This is a genomic window from Martinezella lusitana (assembly GCF_014207095.1).
Classification (GTDB): Bacteria; Pseudomonadota; Alphaproteobacteria; order Rhizobiales; family Rhizobiaceae; genus Rhizobium; species Rhizobium lusitanum_B.
Window position 1 is genome coordinate 213,037 of sequence record NZ_JACHBG010000002.1, and the last position, 16,602, is coordinate 229,638.

The 16,602-nt window shown below is 60.2% G+C and carries 24 protein-coding genes; 8 read left to right on the forward strand and 16 right to left on the reverse strand.

Going from position 1 to position 16,602, the window contains the following annotated elements:
* Nucleotides 1-45: 45 nt before the first annotated feature.
* Nucleotides 46-1,095: an NAD(P)H-dependent flavin oxidoreductase gene (locus tag GGD46_RS05550; protein ID WP_184702607.1), complete on the forward strand. Its 1,050-nt coding sequence runs from the start codon at nt 46-48 to the stop codon at nt 1,093-1,095.
* A 190-nt stretch (nt 1,096-1,285) separates the two neighbouring features.
* Here GGD46_RS05550 and GGD46_RS05555 read toward each other — a convergent pair whose 3' ends face one another.
* From GGD46_RS05555 to GGD46_RS05565, 3 genes are all read right to left on the reverse strand, one after another.
* Nucleotides 1,286-1,537 carry a DUF2312 domain-containing protein gene (locus GGD46_RS05555; protein ID WP_004117455.1) on the reverse strand — a complete coding sequence of 84 codons (252 nt, stop codon included), beginning with the start codon at nt 1,535-1,537 and terminating at the stop codon, nt 1,286-1,288.
* Between the two features lie 172 nt (nt 1,538-1,709).
* On the reverse strand, nt 1,710-2,015 hold the full coding sequence (locus GGD46_RS05560) for a DUF1244 domain-containing protein (RefSeq protein ID WP_184702608.1): 306 nt from the start codon (nt 2,013-2,015) through the stop codon (nt 1,710-1,712).
* Between the two features lie 28 nt (nt 2,016-2,043).
* Nucleotides 2,044-2,838, reverse strand: a complete 795-nt coding sequence (locus GGD46_RS05565) for an N-formylglutamate amidohydrolase (RefSeq protein ID WP_184702610.1) — start codon at nt 2,836-2,838, stop codon at nt 2,044-2,046.
* 204 nt (nt 2,839-3,042) lie between these two features.
* On the opposite strand from GGD46_RS05565, the gene GGD46_RS05570 reads away from it, so the two are divergent.
* Nucleotides 3,043-3,531 carry a DUF1036 domain-containing protein gene (locus GGD46_RS05570; RefSeq protein ID WP_184703222.1) on the forward strand — a complete coding sequence of 163 codons (489 nt, stop codon included), beginning with the start codon at nt 3,043-3,045 and terminating at the stop codon, nt 3,529-3,531.
* Nucleotides 3,531-4,970 (forward strand): pyruvate kinase, encoded by a 1,440-nt coding sequence (gene pyk, locus GGD46_RS05575; RefSeq protein ID WP_184702612.1) that lies wholly within the window; start codon nt 3,531-3,533, stop codon nt 4,968-4,970. The genes GGD46_RS05570 and pyk overlap by 1 nt, the downstream gene beginning before the upstream one ends.
* Before the next feature lie 113 nt (nt 4,971-5,083).
* Here pyk and GGD46_RS05580 read toward each other — a convergent pair whose 3' ends face one another.
* Together GGD46_RS05580 and GGD46_RS05585 are read right to left on the reverse strand one after the other, a co-directional pair.
* Nucleotides 5,084-5,323 carry a helix-turn-helix transcriptional regulator gene (locus GGD46_RS05580; protein ID WP_184702614.1) on the reverse strand — a complete coding sequence of 80 codons (240 nt, stop codon included), beginning with the start codon at nt 5,321-5,323 and terminating at the stop codon, nt 5,084-5,086.
* 98 nt (nt 5,324-5,421) lie between these two features.
* The gene (locus GGD46_RS05585; RefSeq protein WP_184702616.1) at nt 5,422-5,985 is read right to left on the reverse strand and encodes a hypothetical protein; all 564 of its coding nucleotides are present in this window, start codon (nt 5,983-5,985) and stop codon (nt 5,422-5,424) included.
* A 72-nt stretch (nt 5,986-6,057) separates the two neighbouring features.
* Here GGD46_RS05585 and GGD46_RS05590 point away from each other — a divergent pair, with 72 nt between their 5' ends.
* Both GGD46_RS05590 and GGD46_RS05595 read left to right on the forward strand, forming a co-directional pair.
* Nucleotides 6,058-6,651 (forward strand): hypothetical protein, encoded by a 594-nt coding sequence (locus tag GGD46_RS05590; RefSeq protein ID WP_184702618.1) that lies wholly within the window; start codon nt 6,058-6,060, stop codon nt 6,649-6,651.
* Nucleotides 6,652-6,786: 135 nt separating this feature from the next.
* The gene (locus tag GGD46_RS05595; RefSeq protein WP_184702620.1) at nt 6,787-7,422 is read left to right on the forward strand and encodes a LysE family translocator; all 636 of its coding nucleotides are present in this window, start codon (nt 6,787-6,789) and stop codon (nt 7,420-7,422) included.
* Nucleotides 7,423-7,425: 3 nt separating this feature from the next.
* On the opposite strand, the gene GGD46_RS05600 is transcribed toward GGD46_RS05595, so the two are convergent.
* The 4 genes from GGD46_RS05600 to GGD46_RS05615 form a co-directional block, all read right to left on the reverse strand.
* Nucleotides 7,426-8,397, reverse strand: a complete 972-nt coding sequence (locus tag GGD46_RS05600; protein WP_184702622.1) for a threonine/serine dehydratase — start codon at nt 8,395-8,397, stop codon at nt 7,426-7,428.
* Between the two features lie 89 nt (nt 8,398-8,486).
* Complete coding sequence (locus tag GGD46_RS05605; protein ID WP_184702624.1) at nt 8,487-9,059, reverse strand: DUF4865 family protein; 573 nt, start codon at nt 9,057-9,059, stop codon at nt 8,487-8,489.
* A 3-nt stretch (nt 9,060-9,062) separates the two neighbouring features.
* Nucleotides 9,063-9,458, reverse strand: a complete 396-nt coding sequence (locus tag GGD46_RS05610; protein WP_184702627.1) for a cupin domain-containing protein — start codon at nt 9,456-9,458, stop codon at nt 9,063-9,065.
* A gap of 5 nt (nt 9,459-9,463) precedes the next feature.
* Nucleotides 9,464-9,856 carry a tautomerase family protein gene (locus GGD46_RS05615; RefSeq protein ID WP_184702629.1) on the reverse strand — a complete coding sequence of 131 codons (393 nt, stop codon included), beginning with the start codon at nt 9,854-9,856 and terminating at the stop codon, nt 9,464-9,466.
* A gap of 111 nt (nt 9,857-9,967) precedes the next feature.
* Between GGD46_RS05615 and GGD46_RS05620 the strand changes: the two genes are divergently transcribed.
* Entirely contained in the window at nt 9,968-10,909 is a 942-nt protein-coding gene (locus tag GGD46_RS05620; protein ID WP_184702631.1) for a LysR substrate-binding domain-containing protein, read from the forward strand.
* On the opposite strand, the gene GGD46_RS05625 is transcribed toward GGD46_RS05620, so the two are convergent.
* The 6 genes from GGD46_RS05625 to GGD46_RS05650 form a co-directional block, all read right to left on the reverse strand.
* Nucleotides 10,888-11,937, reverse strand: a complete 1,050-nt coding sequence (locus GGD46_RS05625) for an alpha/beta fold hydrolase (protein ID WP_184702633.1) — start codon at nt 11,935-11,937, stop codon at nt 10,888-10,890. The genes GGD46_RS05620 and GGD46_RS05625 overlap by 22 nt on opposite strands.
* 110 nt (nt 11,938-12,047) lie before the next feature.
* Nucleotides 12,048-12,680 (reverse strand): hypothetical protein, encoded by a 633-nt coding sequence (locus tag GGD46_RS05630; RefSeq protein ID WP_184702635.1) that lies wholly within the window; start codon nt 12,678-12,680, stop codon nt 12,048-12,050.
* A gap of 92 nt (nt 12,681-12,772) precedes the next feature.
* The gene (ykgO, locus tag GGD46_RS05635) at nt 12,773-12,898 is read right to left on the reverse strand and encodes a type B 50S ribosomal protein L36 (protein ID WP_003582204.1); all 126 of its coding nucleotides are present in this window, start codon (nt 12,896-12,898) and stop codon (nt 12,773-12,775) included.
* Between the two features lie 152 nt (nt 12,899-13,050).
* Nucleotides 13,051-14,109 carry a 5-(carboxyamino)imidazole ribonucleotide synthase gene (locus GGD46_RS05640; protein ID WP_184702637.1) on the reverse strand — a complete coding sequence of 353 codons (1,059 nt, stop codon included), beginning with the start codon at nt 14,107-14,109 and terminating at the stop codon, nt 13,051-13,053.
* Nucleotides 14,106-14,600 carry a 5-(carboxyamino)imidazole ribonucleotide mutase gene (gene purE / locus GGD46_RS05645; protein ID WP_184703223.1) on the reverse strand — a complete coding sequence of 165 codons (495 nt, stop codon included), beginning with the start codon at nt 14,598-14,600 and terminating at the stop codon, nt 14,106-14,108. Before purE ends, GGD46_RS05640 begins: the two co-directional genes overlap by 4 nt.
* Nucleotides 14,601-14,619: 19 nt before the next feature.
* The gene (locus GGD46_RS05650) at nt 14,620-14,823 is read right to left on the reverse strand and encodes a YdcH family protein (protein ID WP_037151625.1); all 204 of its coding nucleotides are present in this window, start codon (nt 14,821-14,823) and stop codon (nt 14,620-14,622) included.
* 231 nt (nt 14,824-15,054) lie between these two features.
* On the opposite strand from GGD46_RS05650, the gene GGD46_RS05655 reads away from it, so the two are divergent.
* The gene (locus GGD46_RS05655) at nt 15,055-15,228 is read left to right on the forward strand and encodes a YdcH family protein (RefSeq protein ID WP_184702639.1); all 174 of its coding nucleotides are present in this window, start codon (nt 15,055-15,057) and stop codon (nt 15,226-15,228) included.
* A 230-nt stretch (nt 15,229-15,458) separates the two neighbouring features.
* Here GGD46_RS05655 and GGD46_RS05660 read toward each other — a convergent pair whose 3' ends face one another.
* Nucleotides 15,459-15,719 (reverse strand): helix-turn-helix transcriptional regulator, encoded by a 261-nt coding sequence (locus GGD46_RS05660; protein ID WP_184702641.1) that lies wholly within the window; start codon nt 15,717-15,719, stop codon nt 15,459-15,461.
* Nucleotides 15,720-15,943: 224 nt separating this feature from the next.
* Between GGD46_RS05660 and GGD46_RS05665 the strand changes: the two genes are divergently transcribed.
* Nucleotides 15,944-16,597 (forward strand): thiamine phosphate synthase, encoded by a 654-nt coding sequence (locus GGD46_RS05665; RefSeq protein WP_184702643.1) that lies wholly within the window; start codon nt 15,944-15,946, stop codon nt 16,595-16,597.
* Nucleotides 16,598-16,602 lie beyond the last annotated feature (5 nt).

Consider the following 16,602-nt stretch of genomic DNA (forward strand, 5'->3'; position numbering starts at 1 on the left):
TGTTGAGTTGAGATTCAAACAGACATTCCTGAAAGGAACATGGACATGTCTGCCCTTACGGACAGTGATCTTTTTCAAAAACTTGGTTTGAAGCATCCCTTGATCGTCGCGCCGATGGCGGGCGGTCCTTCCTCGGTCGATCTCGTGGCGGCCGCTTCGGCTGCGGGTGCGCTCGGCGCCATGGGAGGCGCCTATTCCAACGCCGCCGCGATCGAGACGTTTGCAGCCCAGGTGCGCCAGCGAACCGACAAGCCATTTTCGATCAATCTGTTTATTCCGCACTCGATCCCCGAAGTCGCTGCAGATCGGGTCGAGCGCGCTATCGAGGCGACCGCCGGATATCGCCAGGAGTTGGAGTTGCCATCACCGGAACTTAGCCCTCCTTACGAAGAGGATTTCGGCCCGCAATTCGAGGCGGTGCTGCGCCTCAAGCCGGCATGTTTCAGCTTCGTCTTCGGCTTATTGTCTGCCGATCATGTGCGCGAGGCAAAGAAGGCGGGCATTCCGCTGATTGGCACGGCGACCACGCTTGAGGAGGCGAGGGCGCTCGAGGACAGCGGCGTGGATGCGGTGACGCTGCAGGGCTTCGAAACGGGCGGGCATCGCGGCATTTTCGGTGCCAAGGCCGCCGACCCGGAGATCGGCATTCGTGACCTTCTGGCGCAATGTGCAGGCACTATCCGCGTGCCCCTGATTGCGGCCGGCGGCCTTATGACCGCAGAGGACATACGGGCTGCGCTGAAGGCTGGCGCGCGAGCGGTGCAGATGGGGACGGCGTTCCTCGCCTGTACTGAAGCCGGGACATCGGCACCCTATCGCAAGAAGCTTCTCGAAACATCGGAGCGCAGGACGCGGACGACACGCGCCTTCTCCGGCCGCTTCGCCCGCGGCATCGAAAACCGGTTCATGGACGAAATGGACCGAAAGCCGGAAGGGATTCTTCCCTTTCCCGCGCAGAACAAGTTCACGCGTGACATGCGCGGCGCTTCGACCGCACAGGGATCGCCGGACTTTCTGTCTCTCTGGTCGGGAACCGGCAAGGGCAAGCTCTGGCAGGGCAAGGCTGCCGACCTGATCGAGCGCCTTTTTGCATAGAGCAATTCCAGGAAAAGTGCGCAGCGGCTTTCTGTCCGGAATCGCGTAACAACAAAGGGATAGAGCGTTGTCGCGTTTCGAGGAAAGGCGGAGAGGTTCTGGCGACGCTTTGTCTCTCTCGTGAGGGCAAAAAGAAAGGAGCCGGCAAGCCGGCTCCCGATCATCTCGCAAGGCTGTCGAAGGCCTGCGATTATTCCATGCCGAGGGCGGCCATGTAGGTCTGCAGGATAGATTCTTCTTCCAGGCGCTCATTCGCGTCCTTCTTGCGAAGGCGGATGATCGTGCGGATCGCCTTGGTGTCGTAGCCGCGGCCCTTGGCTTCGCCCATGACGTCCTTGATGTCGGAGGCGATCGCGGCCTTTTCTTCTTCCAGGCGCTCGATACGCTCGATGAATTGGCGCAGTTCGGCTGCCGCTACGTTCTCGACGCTATTCTCTTCCATGCACTTCTCCTAAAGGGTCCTAGAGGGTCGCTCGAAGCCGGTTGCAAATGGGATCGGTGGCTCAACCGATGCTACACTTCGCTTCAGGGCCTGCGCGGTATTTCGAATTCGATCGGGCAGTTGACGTGCCGCGAATGGCGCGCAAGGTCAAGCCGGATTGGTGAAGGGAGCGTTAATCTTTCGGCTTGTTCTGCTCGAAAGCGGCTTTTTGCACAGGCGAGGCCTCTTTCTGATGCTGGTTCTTCCATTCCTCGTAGGGCATGCCGTAGATCATCTCGCGCGACTCGTCCTTGCTGACGGGCAGACCTGCCTCTTCGGCTGCTTCGCGGTACCAATTGGACAGGCAGTTGCGGCAGAAGCCGGCGAGATTCATCAGGTCGATGTTCTGGACGTCGCGGCGTTCGCGCAAGTGCGCGACGAGGCGACGGAACGCGGCGGCTTCAAGCTCGGTCTCTTGTTCTCTGGTAAGTGCGGTCATCTCTGTTCTCCTCGGTTCGCTCGCCGCCTCATGCCTCGTAAGGACCGGTGCGCGAAGGATAGCGTTTGTATTCGTGCAGGGCTGGATCGGCATTGATCTGTGCGAAGATCGGTGCCAGCCGGTCGGCCCATTCGGTAACCCCAGCCTCGTCGCCGATCAGATCCTGGCGGACCTCCAGCAGCGCATGCGGAATGCCTTTCATCATGCAATGGCGGAACATGGTGTCGTTGCGCAAGGCGCCGTCGTAAGGCTCGTTGTCGCCAATAACGAGATCGGTATCGGCGCCAAGCTTTGCAAGAAGCGGGACTACGGCACGCTCGTCGCTATCCCAAAGAACGGCTGCGTGCCAGGGACGCGGCACGCTCTTCCATGCCGGGGTGAAAGAATGCATCGAGAATATCAGGGGTGCTTTGCCCGTCGCCTCGGCCACTGCGGAAATCGTCTCGTCGACCGCCTTGTGATAGGGTCTGTGGAAGGCCTCTATACGGTAGTTCCACTCTTCATCCGTGATCGGGTGGTTGCCTGATATGATCGCTCCGTCGGAGATCTTCATGATCAGCGTCGGGTCGTCCTCGCCGCGGTTCGGATCGATCAACAGGCGGGAAAAGCCACCGAGCACGCCCGGCACGCCCAATCGCTCGCAGAGATGGCGGCATAGGCTTTCTATGCCGATGTCATAGGCGATATGACGGGAAAAAGCGGCCTCCGGCAATCCCAGGCGGCCGTAACGCTCGGGCAGATGCCGCATGGCGTGATCCCCGAGAATGACCATGCCTTTGTCACGATTGCCCGATATGATTTCGAATGATGCGAAGTTGGTCATGCGGATTGTCGATTATTAAAATTTTCAACTCTTTGTTTGATTGCATGCGCGGATGGAAGGTGCAAGGTTTGCAACGTCCGTTGGATGGCGAGCGGCGCATGGTGCCGTCACCATCCCGTGAAGAAAATATAATCGATTAGAGTTGCGTTGACATTCATCGGATGGCAGCGCAAGAAGACGCAACAACGAATAACCGGGAGCCAATTGGAAGCCGTGTCCAGCCAAGTCGCGCCACGTTTCGTTAAGCGGTCAGGTCCGCTAGCCCGAATCGCCTTCCTCATTCTCGCTGTAGCAGCGCCGTTCTTTTTCATGCCGAATGCGGCTCGCGCCGATTTCCGAACTTGCAACGGAACACAGAACCTCGTTGGCGTGGCAATCGGCTATAGGGCCAAGGAAGGCTGGGTAACGGAAGGCTGGTGGCAGATTCCGGCCAATACCTGCGCGACCCTGATCGAAGGGCCTCTCCAATCCCGCTATTATTATCTCTACGCAGAAGATGCGGCTCGTGGCGGCCGCTGGACCGGCGATGTCGAAATGTGCGTGGCGGAAAACGAATTCAAGATCCCAGGCGTGAAGGACTGCTACGCGCGCGGCTACCAGAAGATGGGATTCAAGGAATACGACACGGGGCGTCAGGCGAGCTGGATGGTTCAGCTCTCCGATACCCCGGGCAGCCAGGAAAGCCAGAATTGATGAAACGCAACAGAAAAGTCAAAATCCTCGCAACGCTCGGTCCGGCATCCTCCTCCGAAGAGATGATCCAGAAGCTTCATGAGGCCGGGGCGGACCTGTTCCGCATCAACATGAGCCATGCCAGCCATGATGTGATGCGCACGCTGATCCAGCGCATTCGCGCCGTCGAGAGCCGCTGTGGCCGTCCGATCGGTATTCTCGCCGACTTGCAGGGTCCTAAGCTGCGCGTCGGCAAGTTTGCCGACACCAAAGTCGACCTGAAGCCCGGCCAGACTTTCACGCTCGACAATCAGGATATCCCCGGCGACAACACGCGTGTCTATCTGCCGCATCCGGAAATTCTGGAATCGGTGCAGCCCGGCCATCGCCTGCTGATCGATGACGGCAAGCTGGCGCTGCGTGCCGAGAAGTGCGACGGCAAGAGCATCGTGACCACGGTCATTTCCGGCACGAAGATCTCCGACCGCAAGGGCGTCAGCCTGCCCGACACGCTACTCGGCGTCGGCGCACTGACCGAGAAAGACCGCATCGACCTCGATGCTGTTCTCGCCACCAATGAAGTCGACTGGGTCGCGCTCTCCTTCATCCAACGCCCGGAAGACCTCACGGAAGTCCGTAAGATCTCGCATGGTCGCGTCGGTCTGATGTCGAAGATCGAAAAGCCGCAGGCTGTCGAACGCATCGAGGAAATCATTGAACTTTCCGACGCGCTAATGGTCGCGCGTGGTGACCTTGGCGTTGAAATGCCGCTGGAGTCCGTTCCCGGTATTCAGAAGCAGCTGATCCGCGCTTGCCGCCGTTCCGGCAAGCCGGTGGTCGTCGCCACGCAGATGCTGGAATCGATGATCTCCGCGCCGGTCCCGACCCGCGCCGAAGTGTCCGACGTTGCAACGGCCGTCTTCGAAGGCGCCGATGCCGTTATGCTCTCGGCCGAATCCGCTTCCGGCGACTATCCGGTCGAAGCCGTTTCGATGATGGCGTCCATCGCCGGTACCATCGAGCGCGAGCCGCATTATCCCGGCATCATCTATGCCCAGCGCGCTTTGCCTGAGGCAACCGGTGCCGACGCGATTTCGCTTGCCGCCCGTCAGATCGCCGAGACACTGAAGCTCGCCGCGATCGTTTGCTACACCTCGTCCGGCACGACGGGCATGCGCGCCTCGCGCGAGCGTCCGCAGGTTCCGATCCTGGCGCTGTCGCCGATCATCCAGACGGCTCGCCGTCTTTCCGTGGTATGGGGGCTGCACTGCGTGGTCACGCACGATGCGACGGACCTCGACGATATGGTCAACAATGCTTGCCGCATCGTCGCCGACGAAGGTTTCGGCAAGCCGGGCGACCGCATCATCATTTCGGCCGGTGTGCCGCTCGGCACGCCGGGCGCGACCAACATGTTGCGCATCGCCTATATTGGTTCCGACGGCCAGTCGGGCGTCTGATTGCCGACATAAGATACTGGCTATGGCCTGAAATATGCGGAACCCGCCTTCTAAAGAGGGCGGGTTTTTTCTTGGAGGGGAAGCTGATCGCGTCGTTGCCAACGTGCGCGCACTTATCCCGCGTCTGGGCGGCTCAATCGCGAATCTTCGTCGCCGACGAACTCGAGAAGATCGCCCGGTTGGCAATCCAGCGCTTTGCAGATCGCCTCCAGGGTCTCGAAGCGGATGCCCTTCACCTTGCCGGATTTCAACAACGAGATATTGGCTTCCGTGATGCCCACCTCAGCGGCCAATTCCTTTGAACGCATCTTTCGGCGCGCTAGCATGACATCGAGATTGACGAGGATCGCCATGAAAGCATTTCCATGAGAATGCACGGCGGCTTCGCATCCAGAGTGCACAAAAACAAAGAGATAGAGCTTTTCGCCACGCGAAGAAAAGCGAAAACTCTTTAGACGAAATTCGCATTCTCATCGGCGATGCGGGCCGCTTCCCGCAAGGTCCAGCCGATGGCGACGAGAAGCCCTCCGACAATCGCCCACAGAATATCGTCAAGGCTTACGGTCAGGGCCGCAAGTCTCTGTCCGGGAGGATTGCCGAGCGTGATGAGAACGCTGGCCGCCATCCGCCAGAACGGCAAAAGAAGGCCCTTGGCGATCAGGATCATGCCGATACGCCATACCCGCGCTGCGGCGATATCGGTGATGGCATGACCGGCGATAAAGCCAGTGAAGACCACGCGCGCCTGCAGCAGGAGATAGACGAGCAGGGCAGCCGGCGGCGCGGACAGGGCCAGTCCCATGAGTTGAGTGGCCAATGTGACCGTTACGGGGGAACCGGCGATGCCGAGATAAGGCGCCAGCATGGTCTGAACGGTGCTCTTATCGACCCATATCCAGATCATGGCCGCGACCGTGAAGACCATGCCCGCAACGGTCGATCCGGACATGATGCGTGCCCAGCGCCGGCGGCGATCCGTCACCCGTGCCGGTGGGTGATCGATGATATGCGTCATGAGAACGCTCCAATTGACTCGATATTTAATTTCTGTATTACGATAATTAATGATCGTCAATGAGGAATTCTTATGCCGATATCCCTCGTTATTCTGCGCGTCTTCATGCTGCTTGCCTTGCTCGCATTGGGTGGCTGCCTGAGCACGCCGCTTTCCAGCCTGCCGAAGCTCGCCCGGCTCGATTTCCTCACCATGGATTTTGCCGAGGTCAGGGCCGGGCTGCGTCAACCTTCCGCGCTGGCCTTGCGGCCGGGTGATTTCGTGATGACCGTGAAGACGAAGACCGACGGCAGCAGCGATGAAACCGTCGACAGGTTCGTCCTTCTTGAAACGACCGAGCCGGCAGAGCTGCAATCTCTGGCCACGGAGGTCAAATCTGGGTTTGCGCTGAGTGCCTGGCGGGTCGCGCCGACGGATGTGCCGCGGCTGGCAGCGATCCAGGAACGCACACGCGCTTCACTTCAGCATGGGCCGCGCGTGCGCGGCAGCATCGAGATTACCGTGACCGGCGGCTGTACGCGCGAGACCATCCCCGCGGGACCTTTGGCCGTGTCGACCTATCTCAAGCCCGCTCGTGGCGAAGGCTTCATCACCTTGAGCGCCAATGCCGACCTCAGGGGGATGATTGCAGCTAAGGGGCAGCAGGTCTCTCTTCCGCGTTGCTGAGGCGCGCGGGGAGGGGCGGTTAGGTCTGTCGAGAGGCGATGGAGGGTATCGAAACGTGACACGCAGGAAACCATGCCGGTACTTGCTAACCGTCGCACCACATGCAACCTTCCTTGCTCAAAGAGGAGGGACATCATGCATCTGACCACGCTGCTCGCCTTTGCCGCCGTTTCCTTCATCGGTATCGCAACGCCCGGACCGACCGTGCTTCTGGCGCTGACGAATGGTTCGCGTTTCGGGGTCAGACGCGCCTTGCCGGGCATGATCGGTGCTGTTCTTTCCGATGCGGTTCTGATCAGTGCCGTCACCATTGGTCTTGGTGCTCTGCTCGCCGCCTCCGAGTTCTGGTTCTCGGCTCTGAAATGGGTGGGGGCGGCCTATCTTGCCTTTCTCGGCATCATGATGCTGCGCTCAAAGGGGGGTATCGACGGCGCCTTGCGGGCGAGCGCAACGCAGCCGAAGGGAACGGCATTTTCCATTGGCCTGAAGAGCTTCATGGTCGCCGTCACCAACCCGAAGGGCTATCTTTTCTTCTCGGCTTTCCTGCCACAGTTTATCGACCCCTCGGCGCCGCAGCTGCAGCAATACATCATTCTGGGCGCCATCTTCGCTACGCTCGATTTCACCATCATGTTAGCCTACGCCGTTTTCGGCTCGCAGGCGGTAAGGGTGCTGAAATCGGAAGGGGCGAAATGGCTCGAGCGCGCCTGTGGCGGCGCGCTGCTGGCTCTTGCCGGATCGCTGGCGCTCTATCGTCGCGCCACCAACTGAGGTCTAGTGGCGGTTCAGAGCCGCTTCAAAGACATCTTGATCGACATTGCCGCCCGAGGTGATGGCGATCGCTGTATCGCCGCCGATATCCTTGCCGTGGAACAGCGCTGCCGCCAGCGCGACGGCGCCGCCCGGTTCCACAACAATCTTCAAGCGAGTGAAGGCAAGTGCCATGGCTTTTTGCACTTCCTCATCTGTCACGACGAGGCCGGGGCCGCAAAGACGCTTCAGGATCGGGTAGGTGATGTTGCCCGGCTGCGGTGTGATGATCGCATCGCAGATCGAGCCTTGCAGCGCAGCATTGCGTTCGATCTTGCCCGAGGCGAGCGAGCGGGCGGTATCGTCGAAGTCCTGTGGTTCGCAGGGATGCACCTTGAAGCGAGGAGCGCGGGATTCGAGCGCCAGCGCGATGCCCGAGGTCAAGCCGCCACCACCGCAGGGGACGAGGACGCTTGCCGCCTCGATGCCTTCCTCGGCAGCCTGTTCGGCGATTTCGAGTCCGGTCGTTCCCTGGCCGGCGATGACCTGCGGCTCGTCGAAGGGCTTGATGAGCGTCAAGCCGCGCTCCTTGGAAATGCGTGCGCCGATCTCGTCGCGATCTTCCTTGACGCGGTCATAGAGCACCACTTCTGCACCGAAGGCGCGGGTATTGGCGATCTTCAGCTTCGGAGCGTCCGTCGGCATGATGATGACGGCGGGGACGCCATGCAGCTTTGCCGCCAGTGCCACGCCTTGAGCGTGATTGCCGGACGAGAAGGCGATCACCCCCCTGGCGCGTACGGTTGGCTCCAGCGCCGAGACCGCCGACCAGCCGCCGCGAAACTTGAAGGAACCGGAGTGTTGCAGGCACTCGGCTTTCACGAACAGGCGGCGGCCGGCAATCTCGTCGAGAAAGGGAGAGGAGAGGAGCGGCGTGCGCCGGGCCCGACCGCCGAGGCGAGTGCGGGCGGCTTCGATCATTGCAATATCGACCATGGAGGGATCACTCTTCTGCTTCAGAAAGACTTTCCATCCATAAAGCGCGCACCTCTCCTTTAAAACAATGAGATTGTCTCCGTGACACTTCAGGCGACGCCGGGCAGTGAGAGATGCCCGACATTGTATGTCTGCAGGCCGGATCTTGCCGCATCCTTCGATGGTTCAGCCAACAGGCGGAAGCGCACCAGGGTCCAGTGCGTCGGCTCGAAGGCGACCACCGATGCCAGCGCTTCGCCATCGGATATGGCCTGCGCTGCCGCCTCAGTCTCGTTTGCGCGGAGTTCGGCGAGTGATGTTGCGGCATCGATCCCGATCACCTCGCGCGTGGCAAATTTGGTGCTTCGAATATCCTTTGACGTATCTGCGTGCCAGGCGATCCAGGTATTGATCTGGGGGCGGCCGAAGTTCTCGCTCAAGGCAAGGAAGCCGGGACCGCAGACGAAATCGCTCAGGCCTTCTTCCTGCTGCCAGACGTAGAAGGGAGAATAGAAGTTCTGCCGGCTCTCCGTCACCGCATCACCCTTTCTCGCCGTCAGGTAAGCCTTGAACTTCAAGCCGGGGAGATTGTCGAGCAGCGGGCCTTTCTCGCGGATGCGGCGATCGATGATCGCCATGTCGTAATCCGCGGGAAGGGCGAAGTTATATTGCATGGCGATCATTGGTCATTCCTCCAGCCAGGTTACGGCGCTTCCATCCTGTACCGCCTGGATGCTGATATAGGAAAAGGGATGTTCCGGTGCCGCACCGTGCCGATGGCGTTCATTCGGTGCGAAGCTGATGCAATCGCCGGCGCGCAACTCTTCTGCCGGGCCGCCGAAGCGTTCGGCAAGGCCGACGCCGGACAGAACATAGAGGATCTGCCCATGCGGATGCGTATGCCAGCGCGTCATGATGCCGGGTTCGAGGTCGCAGCGCATGGCGGTCAAGCCGCCATTCTCACTGCTTTCCACCAGCGATTCGACCAGGAAGGAGGCTGTCGCAATCCCCTCGGGCGATTGCCGCATATTCGTGCCGGCACGATGAATGGCGGGCGACTGGATAGATGTGGCCTGTGACATGGCTCTCAAACCTGTTCGATCATCTGGGCGCGGCCATCGGCGAAAGACCAATCCTCGCGCGTCGCGGTCGTGATGGTGATCATGATGTCCTCGGCGCGGACGCCAGGCGCATCGGCAAGAAGCTCGGCAACGCGGCGATAGAAGGCCTTCTTGGTTTCGGTGCTGCGCGGCTTGCCAATCGTGACGTCGAAGAAAACGTAATCGTCCGAACGCGGTTTGCTGGAGAGATAGGTCCGATCGAAGATAAGTTCATGCGGCTCCAGTTGATGGATCGACTGGAAGCGATCGGTCGGCGGCGTATCGAAGGCCTCGACCAGGGCGCGATGAAAATTGTCCGACAGTGCCTTGAGATATTCCGGCGATTTGCCGCGCAGAAGGGTGATACGGGTGAATGGCATGGAATTGCTCCTGTTTCCGTGTCTCTTGACGATCATAGAATGCCAGTAGATAATCGTCCCGAAAATCAGATAATTCTGGATTTATAGTCCCAAAAATATGGATGATTATCCATGCGGAAGATTATCTTCGATCTCGATGTGCTGCGCAGCTTCGTCACCGGCATGGATCTCGGCAGCTACGCCAAGGCGGCTGACCGCCTGGGTCGTTCGACCTCTGCCATCAGTGCGCAGCTCAAGAAGCTTGAGGAGCAGGCGGGTACGCCCATCTTCCGCAAGGCGGGCCGGGGGCTGGCGCTGACGGACGCAGGCGAGACCATGCTCGGCTATGCCCGGCGGCTGCTGGATCTGAATGACGAGGCTGCCACGGCGCTGCATGGAACCGAGCTTGAGGGCTGGGTGCGGCTGGGATTGCAGGAGGATTTCGGTGAAACCCTGCTGCCTGAGGTGCTTGGGCGGTTTGCCCGCGCGCATCCGAAGGTGCGTATCGAGGCGCGCGTTGTGCGTAATGTCGAGCTGGTCGAGCGGGTCACGTCTGGCAAACTTGACTTAGCGCTTGCTTGGAGTGACGGCTTTCGCACCGCTCATACGGATCGCGTTGCCGAAGTGCCGCTCTGCTGGGTCGGCCCCGCGAACGGCGACATGCAATGGCACGCCGACGGCGGCGAGGCCATGCCGCTCGCCTCGCTCGAGGCGCCATGCCTGCTGCGGAATATTGCGACGAAAACGCTCGACCGCGCCGGCATCGGCTGGCGGATATCCTTCGTCAGCCCGAGCCTTGGAGGTCTGTGGGCAGCGACGGCGGCCGGCCTCGGACTTGCGCTGCGCACGCCGCTCGGTCTGCCGCAGAAGGTTCGGCAAATGACGCCCGGCGAGGCCGGCCTGCCGGCTTTGCCAAAGCTCGATCTCGTGCTGCATCGCGCCGAGGCCGAGGCGAGCCCTGCGACGGAGCGTCTGGCATCAATCATCCTGCAGTCGGTGCGGCAAACCGTCGAGATGGTACCGCAGAGCCGGATTTTCGAGGATGCACCCGGCTACGATGTCGTTACGACCTGAGATACTTCATTGGCCTGCGACGCTTCCCCGGTGAGGCTGGTGATGCGGATTTCCGCCTGCGCGGCAAGCATCTGCAGATCGCGCGGCTGGCCGGCCAGCCGTTCTAAGGCGGCAATCGCGACATCGGTCGTCACATAGTCGGGCTTGTGGCCGAGATTGCGGATGGTGACGAGCTCGGCGCCGGCAATATCGCGCGCAAGCCCGCGCGAATGCAGCTCCTCCAGTACGATGTCGTCGCTATCGCCGGTGATGATGACGGTGGGTGCCTTGATCTCGTTGTAGCGCGGCGCATGGGTGGAGACATAGGCAAGGAGATTGACCACGTCGGTGGCATTGTTGCGGAAGGTATGAGGCCGCAGCACCAGCTCCGGCGCCGTCTTCATGATGTAGTCCGCCGGCCGCGCGTTGGGGTGAAAGATGCTGAGCGTACCGGTCTCGACCCTGCGCAGACCGATCGGCATGACGACGAGATGCGTGAAAAGCCAGCCCAAGATGGGCATCGCGGCGAGCGTATAGTACCAGTCGACGCCGCCGGGCCAGGGATGCGTGGCTGGTGCGAGGAACAACAGTCCTTCGGTCCTGTCCGGATGTCGCATGCCGAATGCGGCGGCGATGGCGCCGCCGAACGAGTGGCCGATGATGATGGCGCTCTTGATGCCGCGCTTGTCGATCAATCTTGCGATGGCATCGGCCTGACCCGAGGGAAATGCATTTTCCGCCGGCCCGCGCTCGGAATAGCCATGGCCGGGGCGATCGATGAAGAGCATTTCAGCGCGACCGCTCAAGGGGCCGGCAAAGGCAGCGAGCTGGTCGCGCAGATTGCCGCTTGCGCCGTGGATGAAGACGAGGGCAGGGAGGTCGGCCGATGCCGGACGCGGCAGATGCACCGCATTGAGGCGATAGCCACCGATGTCGGTTAACTCGCCGATGTTGGGATAGGTTTGCTCGATCTCGCGCGTCTTGTATGCGGAAAAGCCCGCAGCGAAGACAACAAACGTAATGACAGCAGTGAGCAGAGAATCGATCATCGCGGCACGGATCAGATATCGTAAGCCACTAATCTAGTGCATTATCGCGGCTTTTCACCCCTTGGGACGCAGTTTCCGCGACGAGCGATAGCTGCGCTTGCGGCCTCGCTTCAGGTGCGGCTGCCGGCAATTTTCTCCGAAAGCTTGCTTACCTCTTCTTGCGCCGCGCGATTCGCCGGATAGATCTCGAGGAAACGCTCCCAGGTCTTCAGTGCAAGCGCGTCATTGCCGCGTTCCGTCAGAAGCGCCGCCATGCCGGCAATCGCACCAAAATGGCGCGGCTCGATCCGCAGGACCTGGTTGATGTCTTCCATCGACTTGCGGTAGTCGCCGATGGCGAAGTTGAGTGTCGCGCGCCTGTTCCAGCCTTCGGCATAATTAGGCCTCAGCGAGATCACCTGATCCAGATAGTCCATCGCGGCGGCGTTGCGCTTGTCCAGAATGGCCTTATCGGCCCATTGCATCAGGAGATTGACCGTAGCGCTGCCGGAATCGCTGAGTTCGGCATTGATCTGATCTGCAATCAGGCTTGCCTGATCGGGATCGCGCTGACGCTTCAGTGAGGTGAAGAGATTGTCGAGCCGTTGCTTGGGCGAGAGACTGCCGGAGGCATCGCTAGGATCCTTCCGTTCGGCGACATTGCTCGAATCGTCAGCCGTCGCCGTTTGCGGCGTTGCTAAACTCAAGGCAAGCAGAATCGGAAGAGCAAAATAGGGCAAAGCTAAAACGCGCATGGCGGGCATAGTAGCCCGCCAGTGTCGAAGATCAAAAACAAATTTGATGCGATCAACTAAAACTGTGCGCTCGATCCGAGGGATCAGAGCCACGCGCTATATCAGCCCTGACGAGCCTTGTAGCGCGGGTTCAGCTTGTTGATGATGTAAATGCGGCCCTTGCGGCGAACGAGACGGTTGTCACGGTGGCGCGCCTTGAGCGACTTGAGCGAATTCTTGATCTTCATTTTTCTGATCCGCGATGTTCGAGGGGGAATGTCACATTCGCCCGTGTCTTTAACAATCAAAAGCGCGCTCGGGGCGCGCTCTTTAGGGTGGGGAGCAAATACCCTGTCGCCCGTGCCCTGTCAACCATGTCAGGGGCTTTTTCCCGCCGCTCTTAGCGGAGAAGCTGTGTAACATGGCCCATTTTACGGCCGGGCCGGGCTTCGCTCTTGCCGTAAAGGTGCACCAAGGTATCGTCAAGGCTCAGCCATTCCGGCAGGGCCAGAATGTCGTCGCCGATCAGATTCGTCATGACACAGGCCGAATGGCGCTGTGGATTTCCGAGCGGCAAGCCGGCGACGGCACGGATATGCTGCTCGAATTGCGAGATGACGCAGGCGGCCTCCGTCCAGTGACCGGAATTGTGCACGCGCGGTGCCATTTCATTGGCGATCAGGCTTCCGTCGGAAAGGGCGAAAAACTCGATGCCGATCACGCCGACATAGCCGAGTGCCGTCAATATCCTGTCGGCGGCCTCGCGTGCGGCGACGGCTGTCTGTTCGGAAATGCCGGCGGGCAGGGTCGATGTATGGAGGATACCGTCACGGTGGACGTTCTCGGCGGGATCGTAGCAGGCAACCGCCCCATCGAAACCGCGGGCGGCAATGATGGAAATCTCGCGATCGAAGGAGACGAAGCTTTCAAGGATAAGGGGTACGCCGCCCAGCGCCGCATAGCCGCCTTCGGGGCTGTCGGCGGTGGAGCGATAGACGCGCTGGCCCTTGCCGTCATAACCGAGACGGCGAGTCTTCAGCACGCCCTGACCACCGAAATCGGCAAGGGCGGCTTCAAGATCGGCCTGGCTGTCGATGGCATGGAAGCGTGCGGTCGGAATGCCGCAACCGTTGATGAAGCGCTTCTCGGTCAGCCGGTCCTGCGCCATCTCGAGTGCTTTTGGCGGCGGATAGACGTCCACATCCGCCGCGAGCTTCTCGGCAGCATGGACCGGAACGTTCTCGAACTCATATGTCACGACATCGCAGCGCCGTGCCAGTTCGGCAAGTGCTGCCGGATCGTCATAGGCGGCGACGATCTGCTCGCTGGCAACGTGCGCTGCCGGACAATCCACCTGCGGTTCGAGGATGAGGGTGCGAAAATTCAGGCGTGCAGCCGCCATGGCCAGCATGCGGCCGAGCTGGCCGCCGCCGATGATGCCGATCGTTTTTTCGGTCATAGGTCGTCCATTGGATATTCGGCAACGGCGGCGCTCTGTCGCGCGCGCCATTCGTCGAGCCGCTCGGCGATCTCTTCGTCGCCAAGCGCCAGGACCGCGGCGGCGAGAAGGGCGGCATTCACCGCCCCGGCCTTGCCGATCGCCAGCGTTCCGACGGGGATACCGGCCGGCATCTGCACGATGGAGAGGAGGCTATCCTGCCCGGAGAGCGCGCGGGACTGCACCGGCACGCCGAAAACAGGCAGCGGCGTCATGGAGGCGGCCATGCCGGGAAGATGGGCCGCGCCACCGGCGCCGGCAATGATGACCTTGAAGCCTTCATCCCTTGCGCCCTTGGCGAAACTCACCAGCCTGTCGGGCGTGCGATGCGCTGAAATGATGCGCGCATCATAGGTGATCTCCAGGGCTTCAAGAGTGTCTGCGGCATTTTTCATGGTTTCCCAGTCGGACTGGCTTCCCATGATGATGGCGACAGGCGGTCTTTCGGTCATCATCGTCGCGTTATGCTCCTCAGGCTATGATGTCGGGAATAATCTGGTCTTCCAGCTTGGAAAGCTTGTCCTTGATGACGAGCTTCTTCTTCTTCATGCGCTGGATGCGAAGGGCCTCGCAGCCCGTCTGGATCATGGCATTGATTGCGGCATCATAATCCTCGTGTTCCTGGCGCAGCCGCGCCACGATCAGCCTGATTTCCGCCTGTTCCTGATCGGCCATGTTCATTTCCCCAGCATATCGCGGAATCGCATGTCTTCCGCCTCTTAAATCCCGCAAGCTCCTATCATCAAATGGCGGTAACGGGAAGTTATCCTTCATCACGAATTTGCCGCCTATAGGCCACGTTTTCGCCTTCGACAAGGGCTCGATATTATGGCACAGTGGGAGGGTTGACACCTAGGGCCTTGGCGAATGGATGGTCAGGGCCCCCAAAGAGGAAGGAAGGGTCATATGACTGTTCAAGCTCATCTTGAATCGCTCGAAAAGAAACATGTCGCTCTGGAGGAGGAGCTACATCTGGCACTGACGTCTCCCTCTATCAATGATACCACAATAGCTGACATCAAGCGCAGGAAATTGCGCGTCAAAGACGAAATCCAGCGTCTTCGTTCGTCGGTGCACTGACGCAAAGCGTCAGAAGATCAAAATCATCGATCTTGGCGGGTAGGCCAGCGGATCGAGAGGTTCCGGAATAGCCGTCAGGATCGAAAACTATCGCCGCCTAGAGCGAGTGCGCCGACGTTACAGTGTCAGGGTGGGTCGGCGCAGCTTTCCTTAGATATGCCGCGCGAAAGTGTCTGACTACATTGCGATAGAGACCGTGCAGAGCAAAAACCTCATGCGCAGGCGGCGCCTTAGGCCCAGAATTGATCCAGCCATAAATTGAGTTTATCGAAGCCGCGGCTGTTGACGGCATATATGCGTTTCGTGCCTTCATTGGTCACGGAAACGAGATTGCTATCGAGCAATGCCTTGAGATGCTGCGACACGGCAGGGCGGCTGATCGGCAGGCCTTGCGCCAGCTCATTGACCGTTTTGGGTGAGCGTCGCAGCTCCTCCAGCAAGTAGCGCCGGTTCGGGTCCGCGATGGCTGCGAAGGGATCCATGGTCGACATGAGGAAAGGCTACGTCAAACGCTAGGGTGCGGCAAGTTAATTGTGCGCTGCACGATAGATTGTGTTGCAAGGAGCGATTGCGGGCGCGTTATTCGCGCTGGATACCGGCTCCGCGAGGCCAGTTTCGGCGGCTGCCCCTTGTCAGAGCGGACTAACGGATTTACTCACGATTGTCGAACCGGTGCATCGTCCCTGACGGTAAGCCCGAAACCATGGAAGCTCGCATGACCGTGCCCGAAGATCGTTGCCGCCTCGTTCTCATCGTTCCCGATATCGCCGATATGGAGGAACAGGCAAAGATTGTTGCCGATGCTCTTAGGGGCGGCGATGTCGCCTCGGTCATCATTCCCCAGTATGGGCTGGATGACGGGACCTTCCAGAAGCATGCCGAAAGGCTCGTGCCGGTGGTGCAGGCCGCGGGTGCCGCGGCGCTGATATCAGGCGATACCCGCGTGGCCGGCCGCGCCAAGGCCGACGGTTTGCACATTACAGGCAATGTCGCGGAGCTTGCCGAGGCGGTGGAAAAATTCACGCCGAAGCTGATCGTCGGCGGTGGCAACGCCACCGAAAGGCACAGCGCTCTCGAGGTCGGGGAGCTTCGTCCGGACTATATCTTCTTCGGCAAGCTGGACGGCGATATCAAGCCGGAAGCGCATCCGAAGAATGTGGCGCTCGGCGAATGGTGGGCTTCGATGATCGAGATCCCCTGCATCGTCATGGGTGGCACGGATCCGAAATCGGCGCTGGACGTTGCCTTGAGCGGCGCCGAGTTCGTCGCCTTGCGCGCAGCGGTTTTTGCCGAACCGGCGAATGCGCCTGCTATCGTTGCGGAAGTGAATGCGCTTCTCGACGAAAAAGCGCCACGGTTTGAGGATTGATAGCG